Source organism: Stutzerimonas decontaminans (assembly GCF_000661915.1).
In the GTDB taxonomy this organism is placed as follows: domain Bacteria; phylum Pseudomonadota; class Gammaproteobacteria; order Pseudomonadales; family Pseudomonadaceae; genus Stutzerimonas; species Stutzerimonas decontaminans.
This window is the reverse complement of the sequence record NZ_CP007509.1, coordinates 3,402,604-3,420,547: the sequence shown is the minus strand read 5'-3', so window position 1 is coordinate 3,420,547 and position 17,944 is coordinate 3,402,604. Positions and strand designations below refer to the sequence as shown.

Here is a 17,944-nt window from a genome sequence, read left to right as displayed (position 1 = left end):
TTTCTGCACCGCCATAAGCGTTGTCGAACGAGGAGACCTGAATCATGAGATTGCTGCATACCATGCTGCGCGTCGGCGATATGGATAAGTCCATCGGCTTCTACACCGAAGTGCTGGGCATGACCCTGCTGCGTCGCAAGGACTACCCGGAGGGCAAGTTCACCCTGGCCTTCGTCGGTTACGGCGATGAAGCGCACAACAGCGTGATCGAGCTGACGCATAATTGGGGCGTTGAGAAGTACGAGCTGGGTGACGGCTACGGCCATATCGCTCTGGAGGTGGAGGATGTCTACAAGGCGTGTGAAGACATCCGGGCGCGCGGTGGCAAGATTACCCGAGAGCCTGGGCCGATGATGCATGGCTCCAGCATCCTGGCGTTTGTCGAGGATCCGGACGGCTACAAGATCGAATTGCTGTCGCCCAAGCGCGCAGATTGATCGGCGGGCATGCAATAAGCGGATAACAAAAAGCCCCTCTCGGGGCTTTTTGTTTTATAGGTCGAAGTCGAAGTCGTTCAACTGCTTTTGCAGGCGGCGTTCCTCGAGCAGGTTGTCGATGATCCGGCGCTTGGTCAGATTGGTCTTGGCGACCTCGACAGGTGCTTCGCTACTTTCGTCGTCATCTTCGGCGATGAAATCGTCTTCGATCTGAATGTCTTCTTTCTCGGCCACTTGTTCACTCCACGGCTACGGGGCGCTCTTGGCGCACCTTATAGCCGCAATTTCGGAGTCGGTAAAAAAGTTTTTTTCAATCGCGGTACAAGCTTTTCACTAGCGCACTCAATCGTCGGAAGTCTTGTGCTTGTATTCGCACAGGTCCTCGATCCGGCAGCTGCCACATTGCGGCTTGCGCGCCTTGCAGACATAACGCCCATGCAGGATCAACCAGTGGTGCGCGTCGAGCAGATATTCCTTAGGCACGAAGCGGATCAGCTTGCGCTCGACTTCCAGAACATTCTTGCCAGGTGCGATGCCTGTGCGGTTGCTGACGCGGAAGATGTGGGTGTCCACGGCCATGGTGAACTGACGGAACGCTGTGTTCAGCACCACGTTGGCGGTCTTGCGGCCCACTCCGGGAAGCGCTTCCAGATCCTCACGATTGTCCGGCACCTGGCCGCCATGCTTCTCGATAAGAATGCGGCAGGTTTCGATGACGTTCTTGGCCTTGCTCGGATACAGGCCAATAGTGCGGATGTATTCGCACAGCCCGTCGTAGCCGAGCGCATAGATCGCCTCTGGGGTGTTGGCCACCGGGTAGAGTTTGGCGGTGGCCTTGTTTACTCCGACATCGGTGGCCTGCGCTGAGAGGATCACCGCGATGAGTAATTCGAAGGGCGTGCTGTAGGCCAGCTCGGTCTTCGGCTCAGGGTTGTCTTCATGCAGGCGGCGGAAGATCTCCCGGCGTTTTTCGGCATTCATCCGATCGGTCTCACTCGATCACGCCGGTTACGCGTACGCGCCGGCTCGCCGCCGGCGCGGCTGGTTGCGACGCGAGGGCGCGCTCGGCGAGCTGCTGGTCGATACGGTTCTTCAGGGCGATCAGCAGGCCGAGCACGATAAACGCGCCTGGCGGCAGGATCGCCAGCAGGAAGCCCTTGTAGTCGCTGAACAGGGTGATCTGCCAGTCATTGGCGATGGGGCCGAACAGCAGATGCATGTTGGCGAACAGCGCACCGGTGCCGAACAGTTCGCGCAGGCCACCGAGCACCACCAACACCAGGCAGAAGCCGATGCCCATGACCAGGCCATCGAAGCCGGCGATCAGCGGATTGTGCTTGGCCGCGAAGCCGTCGGCGCGGCCGAGGATCACGCAGTTGGTGGTGATCAGCGGGATGAAGATGCCGAGGATCTGGTACAGCTCGTAGGTGAAGGCCTGCATCAGCAGCTCGATGCAGGTGGTCAGCGCGGCGATGATCATCACAAATGCCGGCAGGCGCACCGCGGTGTTGACCACGCCGCGCACCAGCGACACACCGATGTTCGAGCAAGTCAGTACCAGCATGGTTGCCAGGCCGAGGCCGAGGGCGTTGACCGCCGAGTTGCTGACGCCGAGCAGCGGACAGAGACCGAGCAGCTGCACCAGTGCCGGGTTGTTTTTCCAAAGGCCGTTGACGGTCAGTTCGCGGTAGCTGGGTGTGCTCATGGCTGATCCCCTTGCGGCTCGGCTTCAGGCTCGGTGGTATGCAGCTCGTCGCGGGTAGCGGCGCTGCCAGCACGGGAGTGGACAGTCGCTGCGGCCGGCTCGCTGCGGCCTTCCAGAGTGTCGATCGCCGCTGCACCTGGGCCGCCGTCGACTGCCAGCAGCTCGGCCTTGTGCGCATCGAAGTAGTGCAGGGCGCGATGCACGGCGCCGACGACTGCCCGAGGTGTGATGGTGGCGCCGGCAAATTGGTCGAATTCGCCGCGATCCTTCTTTACCGCCCAGCCTGCGTTCTCGGGATTGCTCAGTGACTTGCCTTCGAAGCTCCGAATCCATGGGCTCTTGGCGAGGTCGATCTTGTCGCCCAGGCCAGGGGTTTCACGGTGGCCGATAACCCGCACGCCAGCTACGCGACCATCGGCGTGAATGCCGACCAGCAGATGGATGGCGCCGCTGTAGCCATCCGGGGCGATGGCCTGGAGGATCACGGCGGACGGCCGGCCGTCCTTGATGGCGATATAGGCAGGCAGTGGGCTCTTGTTGCCCAGCAAGCGATCCTGGATCAGCACGCTGTTATCGAGCAGGTGATTGTCATAGCTGCCTGTAGGCAGGATTTCGCCTAGTGCGCGTACCTGTGCAGCTCGTTCGGCGGCCTGGATACGTTCGGCAGTGCCTTGCTGGAGCAGTGTCACCGCGCCCACCGTGACGACTGCGAACAGGCCCAGCACCGCGGCGTTCTTCAACATCGAGCGACTGATTTCCGGAAGCATCATGATCATTCGCCCAGCTTGAAGCCGCGCTCGGCCTTGCGGTGGCCGTAGGTGCGCGGACGAGTGTAGTAGTCGATGGTGGGGGCAGCCAGGTTCATCAGCAGGACGCCGAAGGCCACGCCGTCCGGGTAGCCTCCCCAGGCGCGAATGACATAGACCAGAATGCCGACACCGGCACCGAAGATAAGGCGCCCGCGTGGGCTAGTGGCGCTGCTGACCGGATCGGTAACGATGAAGAACGCACCGAGCATGGTGGCGCCGCTGAGCAGATGGAACAGCGGCGAGCCGTTGCTATCGGAGCCCGAGCCATTCCAGAACACCAGGCTCATCAGCACCAGCGCGGCAAGCATGCCGACCGGTGCGTGCCAGCTGAACAGCCGCTTATGCAACAGGAACAGGCCGCCTGCCAGGAAGGCCATATTCACCACTTCCGAGCCGATGCCACCGAAGTGGCCGAACGCCGGGTTGCTCCACAGTTCGTCGATGGTCAGGCTTTTGTTCACCTTCAATACGTCCAGGGCGGTGGCCTGGGTCCAGCCGTCGGGCAACGAGGCGATGCCAAGGATATGCTGCAAGCCGGCACCCAGCCCGACGCTGTGCGGCACTGGCCAGGTGGTCATTTCGACCGGGAAGGAAATCAGCACTACCACGTAGCCGATCATCGCCGGATTGAAGGGGTTCTGGCCGAGACCGCCGTACAGCTGCTTGCCGAAGACGACAGCGCAGCCAGTGGCAATCAGCGTCAACCACCAGGGCGAATAGGGTGGCAACGCGAGCGCCAGTAACACCGCGGTCACCAGCACGCTACCGTCGCGCAGAAAGAAGCCCACGGGGCGCTGGCGCAGCTTCAGAATCGCTGCTTCGAAGCCGAGTGCGGCCAAGCAGGCCCAGGCCAGATTGATAAGCGTGCCAGCGCCGTAGAGCCAGGTCAGGGCGACCACACCGGGTAGCGTGGCTGCGAGCACTAGCAGCATGACACGCTGGGTACGGCTGGGGCCCTTGGCATGGGGCGAAGTGATACGGGGCAGGGCCATTGGCTCTCCGGGTCTAAAGCGTTGTCGTAGGAAGGCTACTTAGCCCTCCTCGAGTCTGATGCGTTGATGTCGGTGTTGGTGATGCGCACGTCGAGGCTGCGTCGCGGTTCATGAGCTCTGGTAGTCCGCCAGTTGACGTTCCGCTTCACTCAGTCGGACTCGGGCGGCTTCGACCGCAGAAGGCTCGGCGTTTTCGTCACGCTCAAGCTTGCGCAGGTCGGCTCGGGCAAAGGCGAGCTCGGTCTTGAGCGCGCGCTGGCGATCATCGACGCCTGGTTTGCTGGTCCGTATAAGTTCCGGTGCAGGCTTTTGCGACGAGTCCTCTGCGGCATGCAACGCCTGTTCCGCTGTACCCAAGGCATCGCGCAGGCGGCTTAGCTCGGCTTCCTCGGCGCCGGACTTCTCGGCTTTCCTGAGTTCGGCGCGTTTCATCGCCAGTTCAATCTTGGCTTTCTTCAGGGCATCGTCATCGGCAGGTTTGGCGACGACGGGGGCGGGCGCTGCGCTTTGGGCGGCGCTCAACGCCTGCTCGGCTTCGTGAAGTTGCTGGCGCAGGCGGGCAAGCTCGGCCTGCTGGTCGTCGTCCGGCGACTCGACCTTCTCCAGCTTGCGGATCTGCGCCTTGAGCATGGCGGCTTCGATCTTGGCCTTCTTCAGCGCCTCGTCATCGGCAGGCTTGGCGGCGGGAGCTGGCGCAGCACTCTGCGCGGTGGCCAGGGCCTGCTCGGCTTCGTGCAGTTGCTGGCGCAGGCGGGCAAGCTCGGCCTGCTGGTCGTCGTCTGGTGCTTCGATCTTCTCCAGCTTGCGGATCTGCGCCTTGAGCATGGCGGCTTCGATCTTGGCCTTCTTCAGCGCCTCGTCATCGGCAGGTTTGGCGGCGGGAGCGGGCGCAGCACTCTGCGCGGCGGCCAGGGCCTGCTCGGCTTCGTGCAGTTGCTGGCGCAGGCGGGCGAGTTCGGCCTGGTGGTCGTCGTCTGGTGCTTCGATCTTCTCCAGCTTGCGGACCTGCGCCTTGAGCATGGCGGCTTCGATCTTGGCTTTTTTCAGCGCCTCCTCGTTGGCCGGCTTGGCGGTGGGTCCAGGGCTGGCGCTTTCCTGCATGGCGGCATCGAGGGCCTGCTGCGCTGCTTCGGCGGCTTTGCGCAGATCGGCGACCTGGGCTTGCAGTTCGGCCGTGTCATGTGCGGCAAGCTGCTTTTCGGCCTTCTTCAGGGCGACCCGGGCCATGCTGGCTTCGATCTTCAGCTTCTTCTGGGTTTCCGAGAGCCCTGACTTGGGCGCGGCGCTCGGCGTCGCCGCAGTGGTTTCGGACGCTGCCGGTACGCTCTCGCTTTGCTCTGCCTTGGCTCGTGCAGCACGTTCGGCACGCGCCTTGCGCTCGGCTTCCTTCTGCTCTTCGGCCCGGCGCAGGCGTTCCTGGCGCAGCTCGAAACGCTGTTTGGAGTGCTCGGCTTTCTGCTGCTTCTGCTCCAGCTCGCGAATCTCACCCTTGGCGGCACGGTAGTACTGCACCAGCGGGATGTTGGAGGGACAGACGTAGGCGCAGGCGCCACACTCGATGCAGTCGAACAGGTGATGGGCCTTTAGCTGTTCGTGCTCCTGGCCGAGGGCAAAGAAATGCAGCTGCTGCGGCAGCAGGCTGACCGGGCAGGCCTCGGCGCATTCACCGCAGCGGATGCAGGGCAGCGCCGGCGGTGGCGGTGGCAATTCTTCCAGGGTGCTGGCGAGCAGACAGTTGGTGGTCTTGACCACCGGCACCTCGAGAGATGGCAGGGTGAAGCCCATCATCGGGCCGCCCATGATCAGGCGATTGAGCCTGTCCTGCTCGAGACCAGCGAAGGCCAGTAGCTCATCCACGGGGGTGCCGATCAGCACCTCGACGTTCATCGGCCGCGCCAGCGCTTGGCCGGTAAGGGTAGTGATGCGTGAGATGAGTGGTTTGCCGAGCAGTACGGCGTCATGGATGGCGACGCAGGTGCCGACGTTCTGGCAGAGCATGCCGATGTCCGCCGGCAGACCCCCACTGGGCACCTCTTCACCGGTGAGGATCTGGATCAGCTGCTTTTCGCCGCCGGACGGATACTTGGTCGGGAATACTTTCAGCCCGAACGGCCGCTCACCGATGGCCGCTCGCACAGCCGCAATCGCTTCGGGTTTGTTGTCTTCGATGCCGATCAGCACTTCCTGCGGCTGGATCAGGTGCGCAAGGATCTCGATCCCCGCGACCAGCTCGGTCGCCTTCTCACGCATCAGCAGGTCGTCAGCGGTGATATAGGGCTCGCACTCGGTGCCGTTGATGATCAGCGTGCGGATCGTTTGGGTCGGCGGCGGGCTGAGTTTCACGGCTGTGGGGAAGCCGGCGCCGCCGAGGCCGCTGATGCCGGCTTGGCGAATCAGTTCGAGCAGGGCGGGGCGCTCGAGTTCGCGGTAATCCGGCTGCGGAGGCAGATCGATCCATTTGTCCTCGCCATCGCTGTCGATGACGATCGCGTTCGCAAGCATGCCAGACACATGCGGGTAGGGCTGCGGGCCGATGAAGCTGACCACGCCAGAGGTCGGAGCATGCAGCGGGGCGCTGACGAACCCGCTGGCGACGGCGATCTGTTGACCTTTGAGTACGTGTTCGCCGAGGGTGACGCAGGGCTCGGCCGGAGCGCCGAGATGCTGCGCCAGTGGCAGGACCAGGCGCCTGGGCAGCGGGGCCGGCTGGATCGGGGTGCGGTTGGACAGATCCTTGTGTTCCGGCGGATGAATGCCTCCGTGGATGTCCCAGATCTTCAACGAGGTCATGCCGCCTGCTCCCGATCAGTTGCAATCAGCTGGCCGGGCGCCAGCGGCCGGTTCCATTTCCAGCTCTGCAGGTTGCTGCCGACTTCGATCATGTCGATGCAGTCCACCGGGCAGGGTTCGACACACAGATCGCAGCCGGTGCATTCGGAAATGATCACGGTATGCATCTGTCGCGCGGCGCCGACAATGGCGTCCACCGGGCAAGCCTGGATGCACTTGGTGCAGCCGATGCATTCGGCTTCGCGGATGTAGGCGACCATCTGCGGCTTCTCGCCACCTTCGGCGTCCAGCGGTTCCGCCTCGACGTCGAGCAGGTCAGCCAGCGCCTGGATGGTCGCTTCGCCGCCTGGAGGGCATTTGTTGATCTTGTCGCCGCCGGCGATGGCTTCGGCGTAGGGTTTGCAGCCCGGATAGCCGCACTGGCCGCACTGAGTCTGTGGGAGCAGGGCGTTGATCTGCTCGGCGATCGGGTCACCTTCGACACGAAAGCGCACCGCGGCGAAGCCGAGAATGGCGCCGCCAAGCAGGCACAGGGCAAGCAGGGCGAGGACTGCGATGAGGACCGCGCTCATAGCTTGATCAGCCCGGTGAAGCCCATGAATGCCAGCGACATCAGGCCGGCGGTGACCATGCCGATCGCCGCCCCCTGAAATGACTTGGGCACGTCGGCGATGGCGATGCGCTCTCGCATGGCGGCAAACAGTACCAGCACCAGCGAGAAGCCCAGACCCGCAGCGAAGCCATTAACGGTAGCGGTGAGAAAGGTGAACTCGGCCTTGTTAGCGTTGAGCAGAGCTACGCCGAGCACGATGCAGTTGGTAGTAATCAGCGGCAGGAAGATGCCGAGTACGCGGTACAGCAGCGGACTGGTCTTGTTCACCACCATCTCGGTGAACTGTACGGTCACGGCGATCACCAGAATGAAGCTGATGGTGCGCAGAAACTCCAGATCCAGCGGCTTGAGCACGTACTGCTGGACGAGGTAGCTGCACATGGCGGCGAGCGTCAGGACGAAGGTGGTGGCCAGCGACAGGCCGATGGCGGTTTCGATCTTCTTCGAAACACCCATGAACGGGCACAGGCCGAGAAACTGCACCAGTACGAAGTTGTTGACCAGGATGGCGCTAACCATGATCAGGGCGAGTTCGGTCATCTAGGGTCTATTCCCGTTCCGTCCGCTCTGCGAGAGCCGTGGGGCTAAAGGGCCGCTATTATCGGGAAGCGGCCGTAGCCATACAAGCTGCGGCAGCCAGTCGCGGTGATCGGGCGACGTCTGGAGCAAGTCTTTGAGGGGCGGTGGTGCCAATTGTCTGCCGGTTCAGCAGCCACGCCGTCGTTGTGGTCTCATGAGTAGAAGCCTGTGAAACCATCGGAGGTGGTGTCCATGAGCATTCGTTCATTTTTGATTCTGCTGTTCATTGGCCTCGGCACGAGCCTGCAGGCACAGGCGGATCGTCGAGATGGCGTATGGGTATTTCAGGCGGAAAGCCCGCGTTACTACAATCAGGGCCATGGTGCCGGTTACGGCCAGGGCTACAACCGGGGCTACCGTCAGGACAGTCGTCCCCATCAGTACGATCCCCGTAGCCCCTACTCGCACTATCCTCAATATCCGCGCAACCTGCCGCCGCGCTATCAGAGCCAGCTCCCTCCGCAGTACTACGATCGCCACCGTGGTTTCGAGCGCCGGGAGCATTGGCGGCAGGATCATCGGCACCAGCGTCCGCCGCTGATCAGAGATGGGCGCGATTATCGGCTACGGCCACACTATGAGCGAGGCGCGCGGTACCAGCAGTACCGGCGCTGACTGGTTCGTTCACGACAGATCGATCAGCGGGTGCGCGCCGGTCCATGTCGGCTCGAAGTGCGCGTCGATGACTGCTGACGGAATGCTGTGAACGTCCGGCCAGTGCCAGTTCGGTTGGTTGTCTTTATCGATCAAGCGGGCGCGAACCCCTTCGGCGAACTCGGGATGGCGACAGCAGTTCAGGCTCAGCGCATATTCCACCTGCAGTGCCTGCCCCAGCGATTGCTTGTGGCCACGATCCAGCTGTCGCCAGATCAAATGGGCGCTCAGCGGGCACCCATGGCGAAGGCTGCGAGAGGCTTGGGCTAGCATTTCGTTCTCATCCTCTTCCAGGGCCGCCAGTGCTTGCCAGGCATGGGGCAGCTCGGTCACATCCAGTAGTTCGTCTATTTGCTCGCGTCGCGGCAGCAGCCGTGCTTCGGACAGCTGTTCGGCAGCTTGCCTGGCCAGAGCGCGCAACAGGCTGTGCAACTGAAAGGCTGCCTGTTCCCGCCAATTGATCTGTACCAGTCCTTCGATCAGCTCAGGTTGTTGCTCGCTCATCAGGCAGCGATCTGCAAGTCCGGTATCCAAGGCATCGCGGGCATTGAGGCTGGTGCCAGTAAGGCCGAGAAACAGCCCTAGCTTGCCCGGCAGGCGTGGTAGGAACCAACTGGCTCCGACATCGGTATGCAAACCAATGGCGACTTCTGGCATCGCCAGCTGGCTTTCCGGGGTGACGATACGGATCGTTGCTCCCTGCAGCAGGCCCATGCCACTGCCCATCACATAGCCGTGGCCCCAGCAGAGCAGTGGCTTGGGATAGTGGTGCACCAGCCTGACTAGACGATACTCATCAGCGAAGAGGCGTTCGGCCAGGGCTGGTACTGCGCCAGGTGCCGTTTGGCAGGCCTCGGCCAGGCGGCGAACGTCGCCGCCTGCGCAAAAGGCCTTGGCGCCATTGCCTCGCAGCAGCACACAGACGACACCCGGGTCGCTGGCCCAGCGAGTGAATCGATCGAGCAGTGCTTCGATCATCGGCAGGCTTAGAGCATTGAGTTGCTGCGCGGCATCCAGAGTGGCAATGGCGATCCGCGAGCCATGCAGTGAAGAGCGTTCTTCGAAAGTCACCTTCATGGGCACCCCCGTCGCCAGGTTCTTGAGCGGGCGTTTACAGCCCCGTTCCCGCTGATCAGGTAGTCATCGGTTGCGCCAGCGAGGGTCCCGTTTCTCCAGAAAGGCATTGACGCCCTCGAGGGTGTCTTCGGACTCGAAAAGCTCAACGAAGGCTTCGCGCTCTGCTGCACCGAAGGTATTGGGCAGGCGCTTGCGAGCGCCATCAATCAATGGCTTGATTGCTCTCACCGCTACTGGGCTTTGTCGTGCAACTCGGGATGCAAGCAATAGCGCGTGACCGCGCGCCTGCCCAGACTCGACCACCTGTTCTACCAGGCCGATGCGCAGCGCGGTTTCTGCCGTGATGCGTTCACCGCAGAGAATCATGCGTTTGGCCCAGCCTTCGCCGACCAGCCAGGCCAGCGCCTGAGTGCCTCCGGCGCAAGGCAGCAGGCCGACCGACGCTTCAGGCAGCCCCATTTGTGCTTGCTGCTCGGCGATGCGCAGGTCGCAGGCCAGTGCGCATTCAAGGCCGCCACCCAAAGCGAAACCGTTGATCGCTGCAATGGATACGCCACGAAAATCGCGCAGTGCCTCGAAGGCTTCGCCGAAGCGGCGGGCCATCTCGCGGGCGCGACCACGGTCGCCATCGGCGAACAGCTTCAGGTCGGCGCCGGCGCTGAAGAATTTCTCGCCCTGGCCGCAGATCACCAGCGCATAGATTTCATCATCGTGGTTAAGGTGCTCGATGATCTGTTTGAGACCGATAAGCGACTCTCGATCCCAGGTATTGGCGGGCGGATGATTAATGGTGATGAGGGCGGTGTGACCGTGCTTTTCCACGGTCAGCTTGTGGGTCAGGTCGAAGACGCCGGCTTGGTAGGGCTCTACTGCAGTGCTCATGGTCGAAATCCTCGTAGCGTGCCAGGCTCGGCTGACAGGCGACACGGAAGCGTCGCGCTGCTTTGGATTCCTCTCATGTGGCGAGGTTGCAGCGTCCGATCGGTCAGCGGAGCGGCACGTTGCACCTGGGCGATTCGATTGCCCAGGTGCAACGTGTATCTCTCACTGTAGCCTAGTCGGCTGCCCGCCCGCGCGGCGCTCTTCCTGCCATTCGGTCAACGTAGGAGCGGCTTGTTCGCCCGACAGCCGATGGACGATTTCGAAGTAGTCCTGTTTGAAGCGGTCCTTGAGCACTTCCTCGCGCGGTTTCACACGAACGGCATAGACGGTCTGCACATTCTGGTGGTCGAACCCGCGCCACTGCTGCTGGCCCTTGAGCAGGCTGTAGCTGTGGTTTTCCAGCGCGGCGATGACCTGCTCGCTGCCGATGCTCTTGGCGCGGGTGGCGGCATCTGCCCATTGATAGACGATGCTGTACGCCGATGCTGCGGAGCTGGAAGGGTGGGTCTGATAGCGTTCGCCGAAGTTGCGCACGAACCCCTTGCCACGCTCAGAACCTTCCAGTTCAGGGACCCGCCAGGTCCAGGGTTCGGTGCCAAGCACGCCACGCATGATGTCGGGGCCCGCCAGCTCGACCATGGAAAGCGTCAAATTGGGGATGGCGATCTGCATCTTCTTGTTCAGGCCCAGTTCATCGGCAATGCGCATGGCGCGCACCATGTCTTCGCCGAACAGTACGAGCACCAATACCTCAGCATCGCTATTGGAGGCTTTTTCCAGAGCCGCACGGTAGTCGGAAAGACGTGCACCAGGGAAAGCGGTCTTGACGCCCTGATGTTTGTTTTGGTCGACGGTGCCGGTCGCCTGGCGTAGCGAGCTCTCGCTGGTATGGCCCCAGGTGTAATCCGAGGTGATGTAGAAGTAAGTCTTGCCTGGCATGTTCTCGTTAAGGTACTGCCCCAACACCCGAGCGCTCATCCAGGCGTTGTTGCACTCGCGGAACATGTAACGGTGGCCATCCTTGCCTGTGGTGTCGTTGGAATAGGTCAGCGTACCGAAATAGAGCAGCCCGCGTTCCTTGGCCCGCTTGCTGGCGGCGATCGCCACCGCACTGGAAACGCCGCCAAAGAGCATGGCGACACCCTCGTCAGCCATCTTGTCGACATTCGCGACGGCCTTGTCTGGGCGCGAGGCGGTGTTACGGCTGATCAACTGCAAGGGGCGACCGAGTACGCCGCCAGCTTGGTTGATCTCGTCTATGGCCATCAAGGCACCGCGCATCTGCGCCAGACCCTCTTCCTTGTAGCTGCCAGTACGGGGGTAGTTGAGGCCGAGCGTGATGGGGTCGGCAGCCTGAGCCGTAAGACAGAACCCCAGCCCTAGCGCCAAAAGGGTAATCCGGTTCATTGCATGTTCCTTGTTATCGCTTTTGTTATTGGTTTATTGGCAGTGGGCTTTTTTACCCCGCGGCTGGTCCTTGCGTCACTCTTTATGTGCGTCTTGGAAGCCATGTCCGTGTCAGTACGTGAGCCAGGTGTGATTATGACTAAAGGAGGGGGGGTGATATTGCGATAGCGCAACGGCTGCGCTGTTTTGACGTTGACATTGAGTGGTGGGTTTCTTAGGGTTCGGCGGCTTGGCCACCTGGAAATAGCTATGACCCAAGACGATCGCATCAGGCTCGAGGCTGGCTGGAAGGATGCGCTGCGCGAGGAATTCGACAAGCCATACATGCTCGAACTCGGTGCATTTCTTCGGCGCGAGAAGGCCGCCGGGAAAATCATCCATCCGCCAGGGCCGATGATCTTCAACGCGCTTAACTCGACCCCGCTCGATCAGGTCAAGGTGGTGATTCTCGGCCAGGATCCCTACCACGGTCCTGGACAGGCCCACGGCCTGTGTTTCTCTGTGCAGCCGGGAGTGGCGCCGCCGCCGTCGCTGCAGAATATCTTCAAGGAACTCAAGCGTGATCTGAATCTGGACATTCCGCGCCACGGCTATCTGCAACATTGGGCAGAGCAGGGCGTGCTGATGCTCAACACATCGCTCACCGTGGAACAGGGCGTAGCGGGCTCGCATGCAAAGGCGGGCTGGCAGGCGTTCACTGATCGAATCATCGAGGTGGTTGGTGAGCGGCGCCCGCACCTGGTATTCATGCTTTGGGGCGCGCATGCGCAGTCAAAGGCAAAACTGATCGATGCGACACGGCATCTGATGCTGAAGTCGGTGCATCCCTCGCCGTTATCGGCTCACCGGGGATTCATCGGCAATGGTCATTTCAGTCGCGCCAATCTGTTTCTAACGCAGCAGGGGATGCTGCCTATCGATTGGAGATTGCCCGCAGAAGCATGACCCGATGCCTGTCAGCGGCATCGGGCCTGGAGGATCAGTTCTTGTCGCCGTGCTTAGCCTGCAGCTCTTTGGCGTGCTTCAGATGTTCTTCGAGCTTGGGCAAGCTCTTCTGCGCAAACTGCTTGAGGTCGGCATTATCGCCGCTCTCTACGTACTCTTGATACAGCTCGATGGTCTGTTCGTGCGCAACGACTTGGTTGTTGGCATAAGCCTTGTCGAAGTTCTCGCCATCACGCAGCTTCAGAATCATGGCTTTGGCCTTGTCCATGAGCGTTGCTTCGTCGGACATCTCAAGATCTTTCTGTTGCGCCAGTTGTGCGAGCTCCTGATTGGCCTTGGTGTGATCATCGATCATCTTTTGCGCAAACTGTTTCACGTCTTCGGATGTGCCTTTGTCCAGCGCCATCTTGGCCGTTTCGATTTCCGCTATTCCCTTGGCTGACGCCTCATCGACGAAGTTGTCACCCTCGGCGGCAACAGCCATGTTTGCGGCCAGGCCGACCAGCAAAGCGAAGGCACCTGAGAAAAATGTCTTGGTTGTTTTGGTCATTGCGTTCTCCTTACTTCATCTGGCTTGTGTCGGCCGGCTGGTCGACACAAGGCGCGATGCGGCGAGATTGCCGTCCTTTTTTGTGACTAGGCGCCACGGGGACGGTTCCTCGCTTTCGGGCGAACGGCAGGGGCGGGGCTCTGTGCTTACTGGAGCATGCTCATCGCAGCGTCCATGGCCGCGGACAGGTCCTCGTCTTCCTGCATAAGTTCACTTGGATCGAGGCCCAGTTTGGCAAAGGCCGGAATTTCGCTCCAATCCAGTTGCGCATAAGGATGTTGGGTGCCCATGTAGCTCTGAAGGGTCGCCACCTGCACGATATCTACGTAATCGGCCTTGGTCGAGTCGCGCTGGAAATCCGTGTACTGCCCGGCGACCGCCGCAATGGCCTCCGGGAAGTCCCAGGCGCGCAGGATCTTCTCGCCCACAATGGGGTGGATCTTGTCGATGACGTAGTTGAGGCTGAACGAGTCTGCTAGTAGCGCGCTGTGTTCCTCAGCGTAGGTCAGGATTGGCAAAATCCCGATCTGGTGGACCAGTCCGGCGAGTGTCGCTTGGTCCGGCATCAGGCGAGTGTAGTGGCGGCAGAGTACGTGGCTGATCGCCGCGACCTCGGTGCTCTTATTCCAAACCTCGCGCATCTTTCGATCAACGACGTCGGTGGTGGCCTGGAACATCTGCTCCATCGCCAGGCCGGTGGCGAGGTTGCAGGTGTAGTTGATGCCCAGGCGGCTGATCGCCATCTGCAGGTCGTCGATTTCGCGGCTGCTACGCAGCAGAGGGCTGTTGACGACTTTGATGATGCGGGCAGTAACGGCCGCGTCGTTGCCAATCACTTTGCTTAGTGCCGGGATACTGATGTCGGGATCTTCGGCTGCCTCGCGCACGCGTAGTGCCACCTCCGGCAGCGTAGGCAGGACGAGTTCATCATTCTCGATCGCGAGGATCAGTTCGCGCTGGACTTTCTCTGCAAGGGTGCTCATGTCATTCCTTTATGGTGTCGGTCAGTGTCGCTTGGACGCTTCTGGCCTGCCAACTTCGGCATGAGCCTATGGTGCGCCTCTTGGGAATACGCTTTCTGGCTCCGGTTCGCACTAGCGCTGGATTTCTTGATCCGGATTCAAGCTGTACGGGAGCTCGAGCAGGGTCATGGGTAGACCATCCGGCGAGCCGAGGTACAGGCGACCATCGGCGGCGGCGTCTTCCTGCACGACTGCGAGGAGTTCGATTCCTTCGGCAGAGCTGGCGGCCATGACCACCTCGCCAACGCTGGAACCGTGAACTGGCGAGAAAATCTCTACCCCTGCTGCCGGCAAGTCATCCTGCATGCCTTCGATCGAAAGGTGATGCAGGCGACGTTTGAGTTTGCCCAGATACTGCATGCGCGCGACGATTTCCTGGCCGGTGTAGCAGCCCTTCTTGAAACTCACGCCCCCCAGCGCCTGAAGGTTGATCATCTGTGGGATAAACAACTCGCGTGTGCTGCCAAACACTTGGCCTATGCCGGCACGAACCTGATCGAGCTGCCAGCGATTGACCGGTGCTTCATGCAGCTGCGCGGCCAGCCGTGCTCTGGTCTGAGCGGCGTCGACATGGGGTACCCATAGTTCGGCGCGGCCGTCTGTTAGGCGGATGGCGATCATGCCGGTGTTTCGCGCGACGCTGTCGGCGGTCTGCGGTAGATCCAGGCCGAGACTGACCAGCGAGCCATCGCCACCAGCGAGACCGAATCGGCACCATTGGCTGCTTTCATCACTCAGGCGTGACTTGGAGAAAGCTGCGTATTTGCTCAGATCGGCCTGTTGCGGCTGTAGCAGCTCGCCTGCCATCGCCAGCAGATAGCCATCCCCGTCCAGCACGATGCGGAAACTCGACTGCATGCGCCCCTTGGGTGTGCAGCGGGCGCCCAGGCTGGACGTTTCGGCGGTGAGATAGTTGAGGTTGCAGGTCAGCTGACCCTGGAGAAACTTGCTGGCATCCGGGCCGCGTACGGCAAGGACGCCTTCATGCGACAGAACGCAGAAATAAGCAGTGTCGGTCATGATCGGTCGTCTTCAGAATCCGGGGTGGGCATCATAGCAGGCCGATGAAAAGGGTTGCGTAGTGGCCGGTTTGCAGCACAACGAAAAAAGCGGCTGATGGGCATGGCACAGTCGCTATAATGCGCGCCTTCTCAAAAGGAGCCGATGTATGGCTGAGCAATCCGAACTCAATCGTCTGTTTTGGCAAAGCCGTCGCGGCATGCTGGAGCTGGATGTTCTGCTGGTGCCTTTCGTCAAGGAGGTCTATCCAGGTCTCGATGAGGAAGATCAGCGTCGCTATCGCAAACTGTTGAGCTGCGAGGATCAGGACATGTTCGGCTGGTTCATGCAGCGCGGCGAACCAGAGGACGAGGACCTGCGGCGCATGGTTCGAATGATCCTCGATCGTGTCCAGCCCGAGTAGCACACCCTTCGAGTGCCGATGGCGATCTTCCGGTCTGCTATTGGTGCTTTATCTTGCCGCCCAGGCGCTTGCCCTGGCGGCGATCCTGCTGTCGTCTGCGCCGTTCTGGCTGCAGCTGGCTTGCCTGTTTCTGTGCCTCGTCCACGCGGTGTACGTATTACCGCGCAGCATTCTGCTGTCCAGTCGGAATGCCTGGCGCGGCCTGCGTCATGATGAACGTGGCTGGTCTCTCTGGAGTGAGCGGCAAGGGTGGCGGCCGATCCAGTTGCTGCCTGAAAGTCTCGCACTGCCGCTCGTGGTGGTTCTGCGTTTTCGTCTGCCGGGGCGGCGTGTAACCGGCAGCGTTTGTGTGCCCTGCGACGCGCTACCGCGAGAGCAGCATCGTCGCTTGCGGGTTCGACTCAAGTTCAGTCGACGTAGGTGGGCGGCGCCAGAATAGTGTCAACAGCCTGGGGCAGCAGTTCCGGGTAGTCGAGCGTGTAGTGAAGCCCGCGGCTTTCCTTGCGCTCCATGGCCGAGCGAATCATTAGGTCGGCTACCAGTGCGAGGTTGCGCAGTTCTAGCAAATCGCGACTGACCTTGTAATTGCTGTAAAACTCGTCGATTTCGCTCAGCAGCAGGCGCACCCGGTGTTGTGCGCGCATCAGTCGCTTGTTGGTGCGGACGATGCCGACGTAGTCCCACATGAAGCGCCGCAGCTCGTCCCAGTTGTGCGCGATGATGACGTCCTCGTCGGAGTCGGTGACCTGACTGGCATCCCAGGCGGGTAGCGTTGCGCTGTTGGTGGCTTTTGGCAGCTCCCGCAAGATGTCCTGAGCGGCGGCGCGACCATAGACAAAGCATTCGAGCAGAGAATTGCTGGCCATGCGATTGGCTCCATGCAGGCCCGTGAAGCTCGTTTCACCAATGGCATATAGCCCGGGAATGTCGGTGCGTCCCGCCTGATCCACGACCACGCCGCCGCAGGTGTAGTGTGCGGCGGGGACTACCGGGATCGGCTGGCTGGTGATGTCGATGCCGTATTCCAGGCAGCGCTCATAGACGGTGGGGAAGTGGTTTCTGATGAATTCGGCCGGCTTGTGGCTGATGTCCAGATAGACGCAGTCGATGCCCAGGCGCTTCATTTCATGGTCGATCGCGCGCGCGACGATGTCGCGGGGGGCAAGCTCCTCACGGGCATCGAAGCGTGGCATGAAGCGCTCGCCGTTCGGCAGCTTGAGCAGTGCGCCTTCGCCGCGCAGGGCCTCGGTTACCAGGAAGCTCTTGGCTTGCGGGTGATAGAGGCAGGTTGGGTGAAACTGGTTGAATTCCAGGTTGCCGACACGGCAGCCCGCGCGCCAGGCCATGGCGATGCCGTCGCCGCAGGCGCTGTCCGGGTTGCTGGTGTACAGGTAGACCTTCGCCGCGCCGCCGGTAGCCAGCACCACGAATCGTGACTGGAAGGTTTCCACTTCGCCAGTGCCGCGATTAAGCACGTAAGCACCCAGGCAGCGCCTGCCTGGCAGGCCAAGTTTGTGCTCGGTGATCAGGTCTACTGCGACGCGTTGCTGTAGGAGCTCGATATTGCTCTGTTTTCTGGCCTGTCCAAGCAGCGTATTGAATATGGCTGCGCCGGTGGCGTCGGCGGCATGAATGATGCGTCGATGACTATGGCCGCCCTCGCGGGTGAGGTGGAATTCGAAACTTCCATCCTCGCGGTCAGGTGCATCGTCGCGGGTGAAGGGCACGCCCTGCTCGATGAGCCACTGTATCGCTTCGTTGCTGTGCTCGACGGTGAAGCGGACGGCATCCTCGTGGCAGAGCCCGCCGCCAGCAACTAGCGTGTCCGCGACATGAGATTGCACGGTATCAGTAGTGTCCAGCACTGCCGCGACGCCGCCTTGGGCCCAGTAGGTGGAGCCGTTGGACAGGTCCCCCTTGCTGAGTACCGCTATGCGAAGATCTGTCGGCAGGTTGAGCGCCAGAGTCAATCCGGCGGCGCCGCTTCCGATAACCAAGACGTCGTATTGTAGAACCTGGTTCATGTCCAATTCCGCGCAAAAACGAGCCCTAGTATATA

General features: G+C 61.3%; 20 protein-coding genes. 5 read left to right on the top strand and 15 right to left on the bottom strand.

All coding sequences use genetic code 11. The annotated features are described in order from the left end of the window. The first annotated feature begins 44 nt into the window (after window positions 1-44). Complete coding sequence (gene gloA, locus UIB01_RS15795) at window positions 45-437, top strand: lactoylglutathione lyase (protein ID WP_038662505.1); 393 nt, start codon at window positions 45-47, stop codon at window positions 435-437. A gap of 54 nt (window positions 438-491) precedes the next feature. On the opposite strand, the gene UIB01_RS15790 is transcribed toward gloA, so the two are convergent. From UIB01_RS15790 to rsxA, 8 genes are all read right to left on the bottom strand, one after another. Further along, window positions 492-671, bottom strand: a complete 180-nt coding sequence (locus UIB01_RS15790; RefSeq protein WP_003282969.1) for a PA3496 family putative envelope integrity protein — start codon at window positions 669-671, stop codon at window positions 492-494. A 108-nt stretch (window positions 672-779) separates the two neighbouring features. Continuing rightward, complete coding sequence (gene nth, locus UIB01_RS15785; protein WP_038662502.1) at window positions 780-1,418, bottom strand: endonuclease III; 639 nt, start codon at window positions 1,416-1,418, stop codon at window positions 780-782. A 10-nt stretch (window positions 1,419-1,428) separates the two neighbouring features. Continuing rightward, the gene (locus UIB01_RS15780; RefSeq protein ID WP_038662499.1) at window positions 1,429-2,142 is read right to left on the bottom strand and encodes an electron transport complex subunit E; all 714 of its coding nucleotides are present in this window, start codon (window positions 2,140-2,142) and stop codon (window positions 1,429-1,431) included. Next, window positions 2,139-2,912 carry an electron transport complex subunit RsxG gene (rsxG, locus tag UIB01_RS15775; RefSeq protein WP_038665881.1) on the bottom strand — a complete coding sequence of 258 codons (774 nt, stop codon included), beginning with the start codon at window positions 2,910-2,912 and terminating at the stop codon, window positions 2,139-2,141. The genes UIB01_RS15780 and rsxG overlap by 4 nt, the downstream gene beginning before the upstream one ends. A 2-nt stretch (window positions 2,913-2,914) precedes the next feature. Beyond that, entirely contained in the window at window positions 2,915-3,943 is a 1,029-nt protein-coding gene (locus UIB01_RS15770; protein ID WP_038662496.1) for an RnfABCDGE type electron transport complex subunit D, read from the bottom strand. A gap of 108 nt (window positions 3,944-4,051) precedes the next feature. Next, window positions 4,052-6,733 (bottom strand): electron transport complex subunit RsxC, encoded by a 2,682-nt coding sequence (gene rsxC, locus UIB01_RS15765; protein ID WP_038662493.1) that lies wholly within the window; start codon window positions 6,731-6,733, stop codon window positions 4,052-4,054. Next, window positions 6,730-7,305: an electron transport complex subunit RsxB gene (rsxB, locus tag UIB01_RS15760; protein ID WP_003282093.1), complete on the bottom strand. Its 576-nt coding sequence runs from the start codon at window positions 7,303-7,305 to the stop codon at window positions 6,730-6,732. The genes rsxC and rsxB overlap by 4 nt, the downstream gene beginning before the upstream one ends. Next, entirely contained in the window at window positions 7,302-7,886 is a 585-nt protein-coding gene (gene rsxA, locus UIB01_RS15755) for an electron transport complex subunit RsxA (protein ID WP_003282096.1), read from the bottom strand. Before rsxA ends, rsxB begins: the two co-directional genes overlap by 4 nt. 231 nt (window positions 7,887-8,117) lie before the next feature. Between rsxA and UIB01_RS15750 the strand changes: the two genes are divergently transcribed. Next, the gene (locus tag UIB01_RS15750; protein WP_038662489.1) at window positions 8,118-8,540 is read left to right on the top strand and encodes a hypothetical protein; all 423 of its coding nucleotides are present in this window, start codon (window positions 8,118-8,120) and stop codon (window positions 8,538-8,540) included. A gap of 9 nt (window positions 8,541-8,549) precedes the next feature. Here UIB01_RS15750 and dspII read toward each other — a convergent pair whose 3' ends face one another. The 3 genes from dspII to UIB01_RS15735 all read right to left on the bottom strand — a co-directional run bounded on the left by dspII (window position 8,550) and on the right by UIB01_RS15735 (window position 11,945). Continuing rightward, window positions 8,550-9,656, bottom strand: a complete 1,107-nt coding sequence (gene dspII, locus UIB01_RS15745) for an enoyl-CoA hydratase/isomerase DspII (RefSeq protein WP_038662486.1) — start codon at window positions 9,654-9,656, stop codon at window positions 8,550-8,552. Between the two features lie 63 nt (window positions 9,657-9,719). After that, the gene (locus UIB01_RS15740) at window positions 9,720-10,538 is read right to left on the bottom strand and encodes an enoyl-CoA hydratase (protein WP_038662483.1); all 819 of its coding nucleotides are present in this window, start codon (window positions 10,536-10,538) and stop codon (window positions 9,720-9,722) included. A 162-nt stretch (window positions 10,539-10,700) separates the two neighbouring features. After that, a complete protein-coding gene (locus UIB01_RS15735) occupies window positions 10,701-11,945 on the bottom strand; it encodes an ABC transporter substrate-binding protein (protein ID WP_038662479.1) in 1,245 nt (414 codons plus the stop codon). Between the two features lie 249 nt (window positions 11,946-12,194). Between UIB01_RS15735 and ung the strand changes: the two genes are divergently transcribed. Next, window positions 12,195-12,890 (top strand): uracil-DNA glycosylase, encoded by a 696-nt coding sequence (ung, locus tag UIB01_RS15730; RefSeq protein ID WP_038662477.1) that lies wholly within the window; start codon window positions 12,195-12,197, stop codon window positions 12,888-12,890. Between the two features lie 34 nt (window positions 12,891-12,924). On the opposite strand, the gene UIB01_RS15725 is transcribed toward ung, so the two are convergent. The 3 genes from UIB01_RS15725 to ygfZ form a co-directional block, all read right to left on the bottom strand. Further along, window positions 12,925-13,440, bottom strand: a complete 516-nt coding sequence (locus tag UIB01_RS15725) for a DUF4142 domain-containing protein (RefSeq protein ID WP_038662474.1) — start codon at window positions 13,438-13,440, stop codon at window positions 12,925-12,927. A 146-nt stretch (window positions 13,441-13,586) separates the two neighbouring features. Then, on the bottom strand, window positions 13,587-14,423 hold the full coding sequence (locus tag UIB01_RS15720) for an HDOD domain-containing protein (RefSeq protein WP_038662472.1): 837 nt from the start codon (window positions 14,421-14,423) through the stop codon (window positions 13,587-13,589). Between the two features lie 111 nt (window positions 14,424-14,534). Next, window positions 14,535-15,482 (bottom strand): CAF17-like 4Fe-4S cluster assembly/insertion protein YgfZ, encoded by a 948-nt coding sequence (ygfZ, locus tag UIB01_RS15715; protein ID WP_038662468.1) that lies wholly within the window; start codon window positions 15,480-15,482, stop codon window positions 14,535-14,537. A 148-nt stretch (window positions 15,483-15,630) separates the two neighbouring features. Here ygfZ and UIB01_RS15710 point away from each other — a divergent pair, with 148 nt between their 5' ends. Then, window positions 15,631-15,885: an FAD assembly factor SdhE gene (locus UIB01_RS15710; protein ID WP_015277838.1), complete on the top strand. Its 255-nt coding sequence runs from the start codon at window positions 15,631-15,633 to the stop codon at window positions 15,883-15,885. Next, window positions 15,869-16,324, top strand: coding sequence for a protein YgfX (locus UIB01_RS22890; RefSeq protein ID WP_080695105.1), 456 nt, complete (start codon window positions 15,869-15,871; stop codon window positions 16,322-16,324). The genes UIB01_RS15710 and UIB01_RS22890 overlap by 17 nt, the downstream gene beginning before the upstream one ends. Here UIB01_RS22890 and nadB read toward each other — a convergent pair. Next, the gene (gene nadB / locus UIB01_RS15705) at window positions 16,293-17,909 is read right to left on the bottom strand and encodes an L-aspartate oxidase (RefSeq protein WP_038662466.1); all 1,617 of its coding nucleotides are present in this window, start codon (window positions 17,907-17,909) and stop codon (window positions 16,293-16,295) included. The two genes, UIB01_RS22890 and nadB, sit on opposite strands and share 32 nt — an antisense overlap. Window positions 17,910-17,944: the final 35 nt, after the last annotated feature.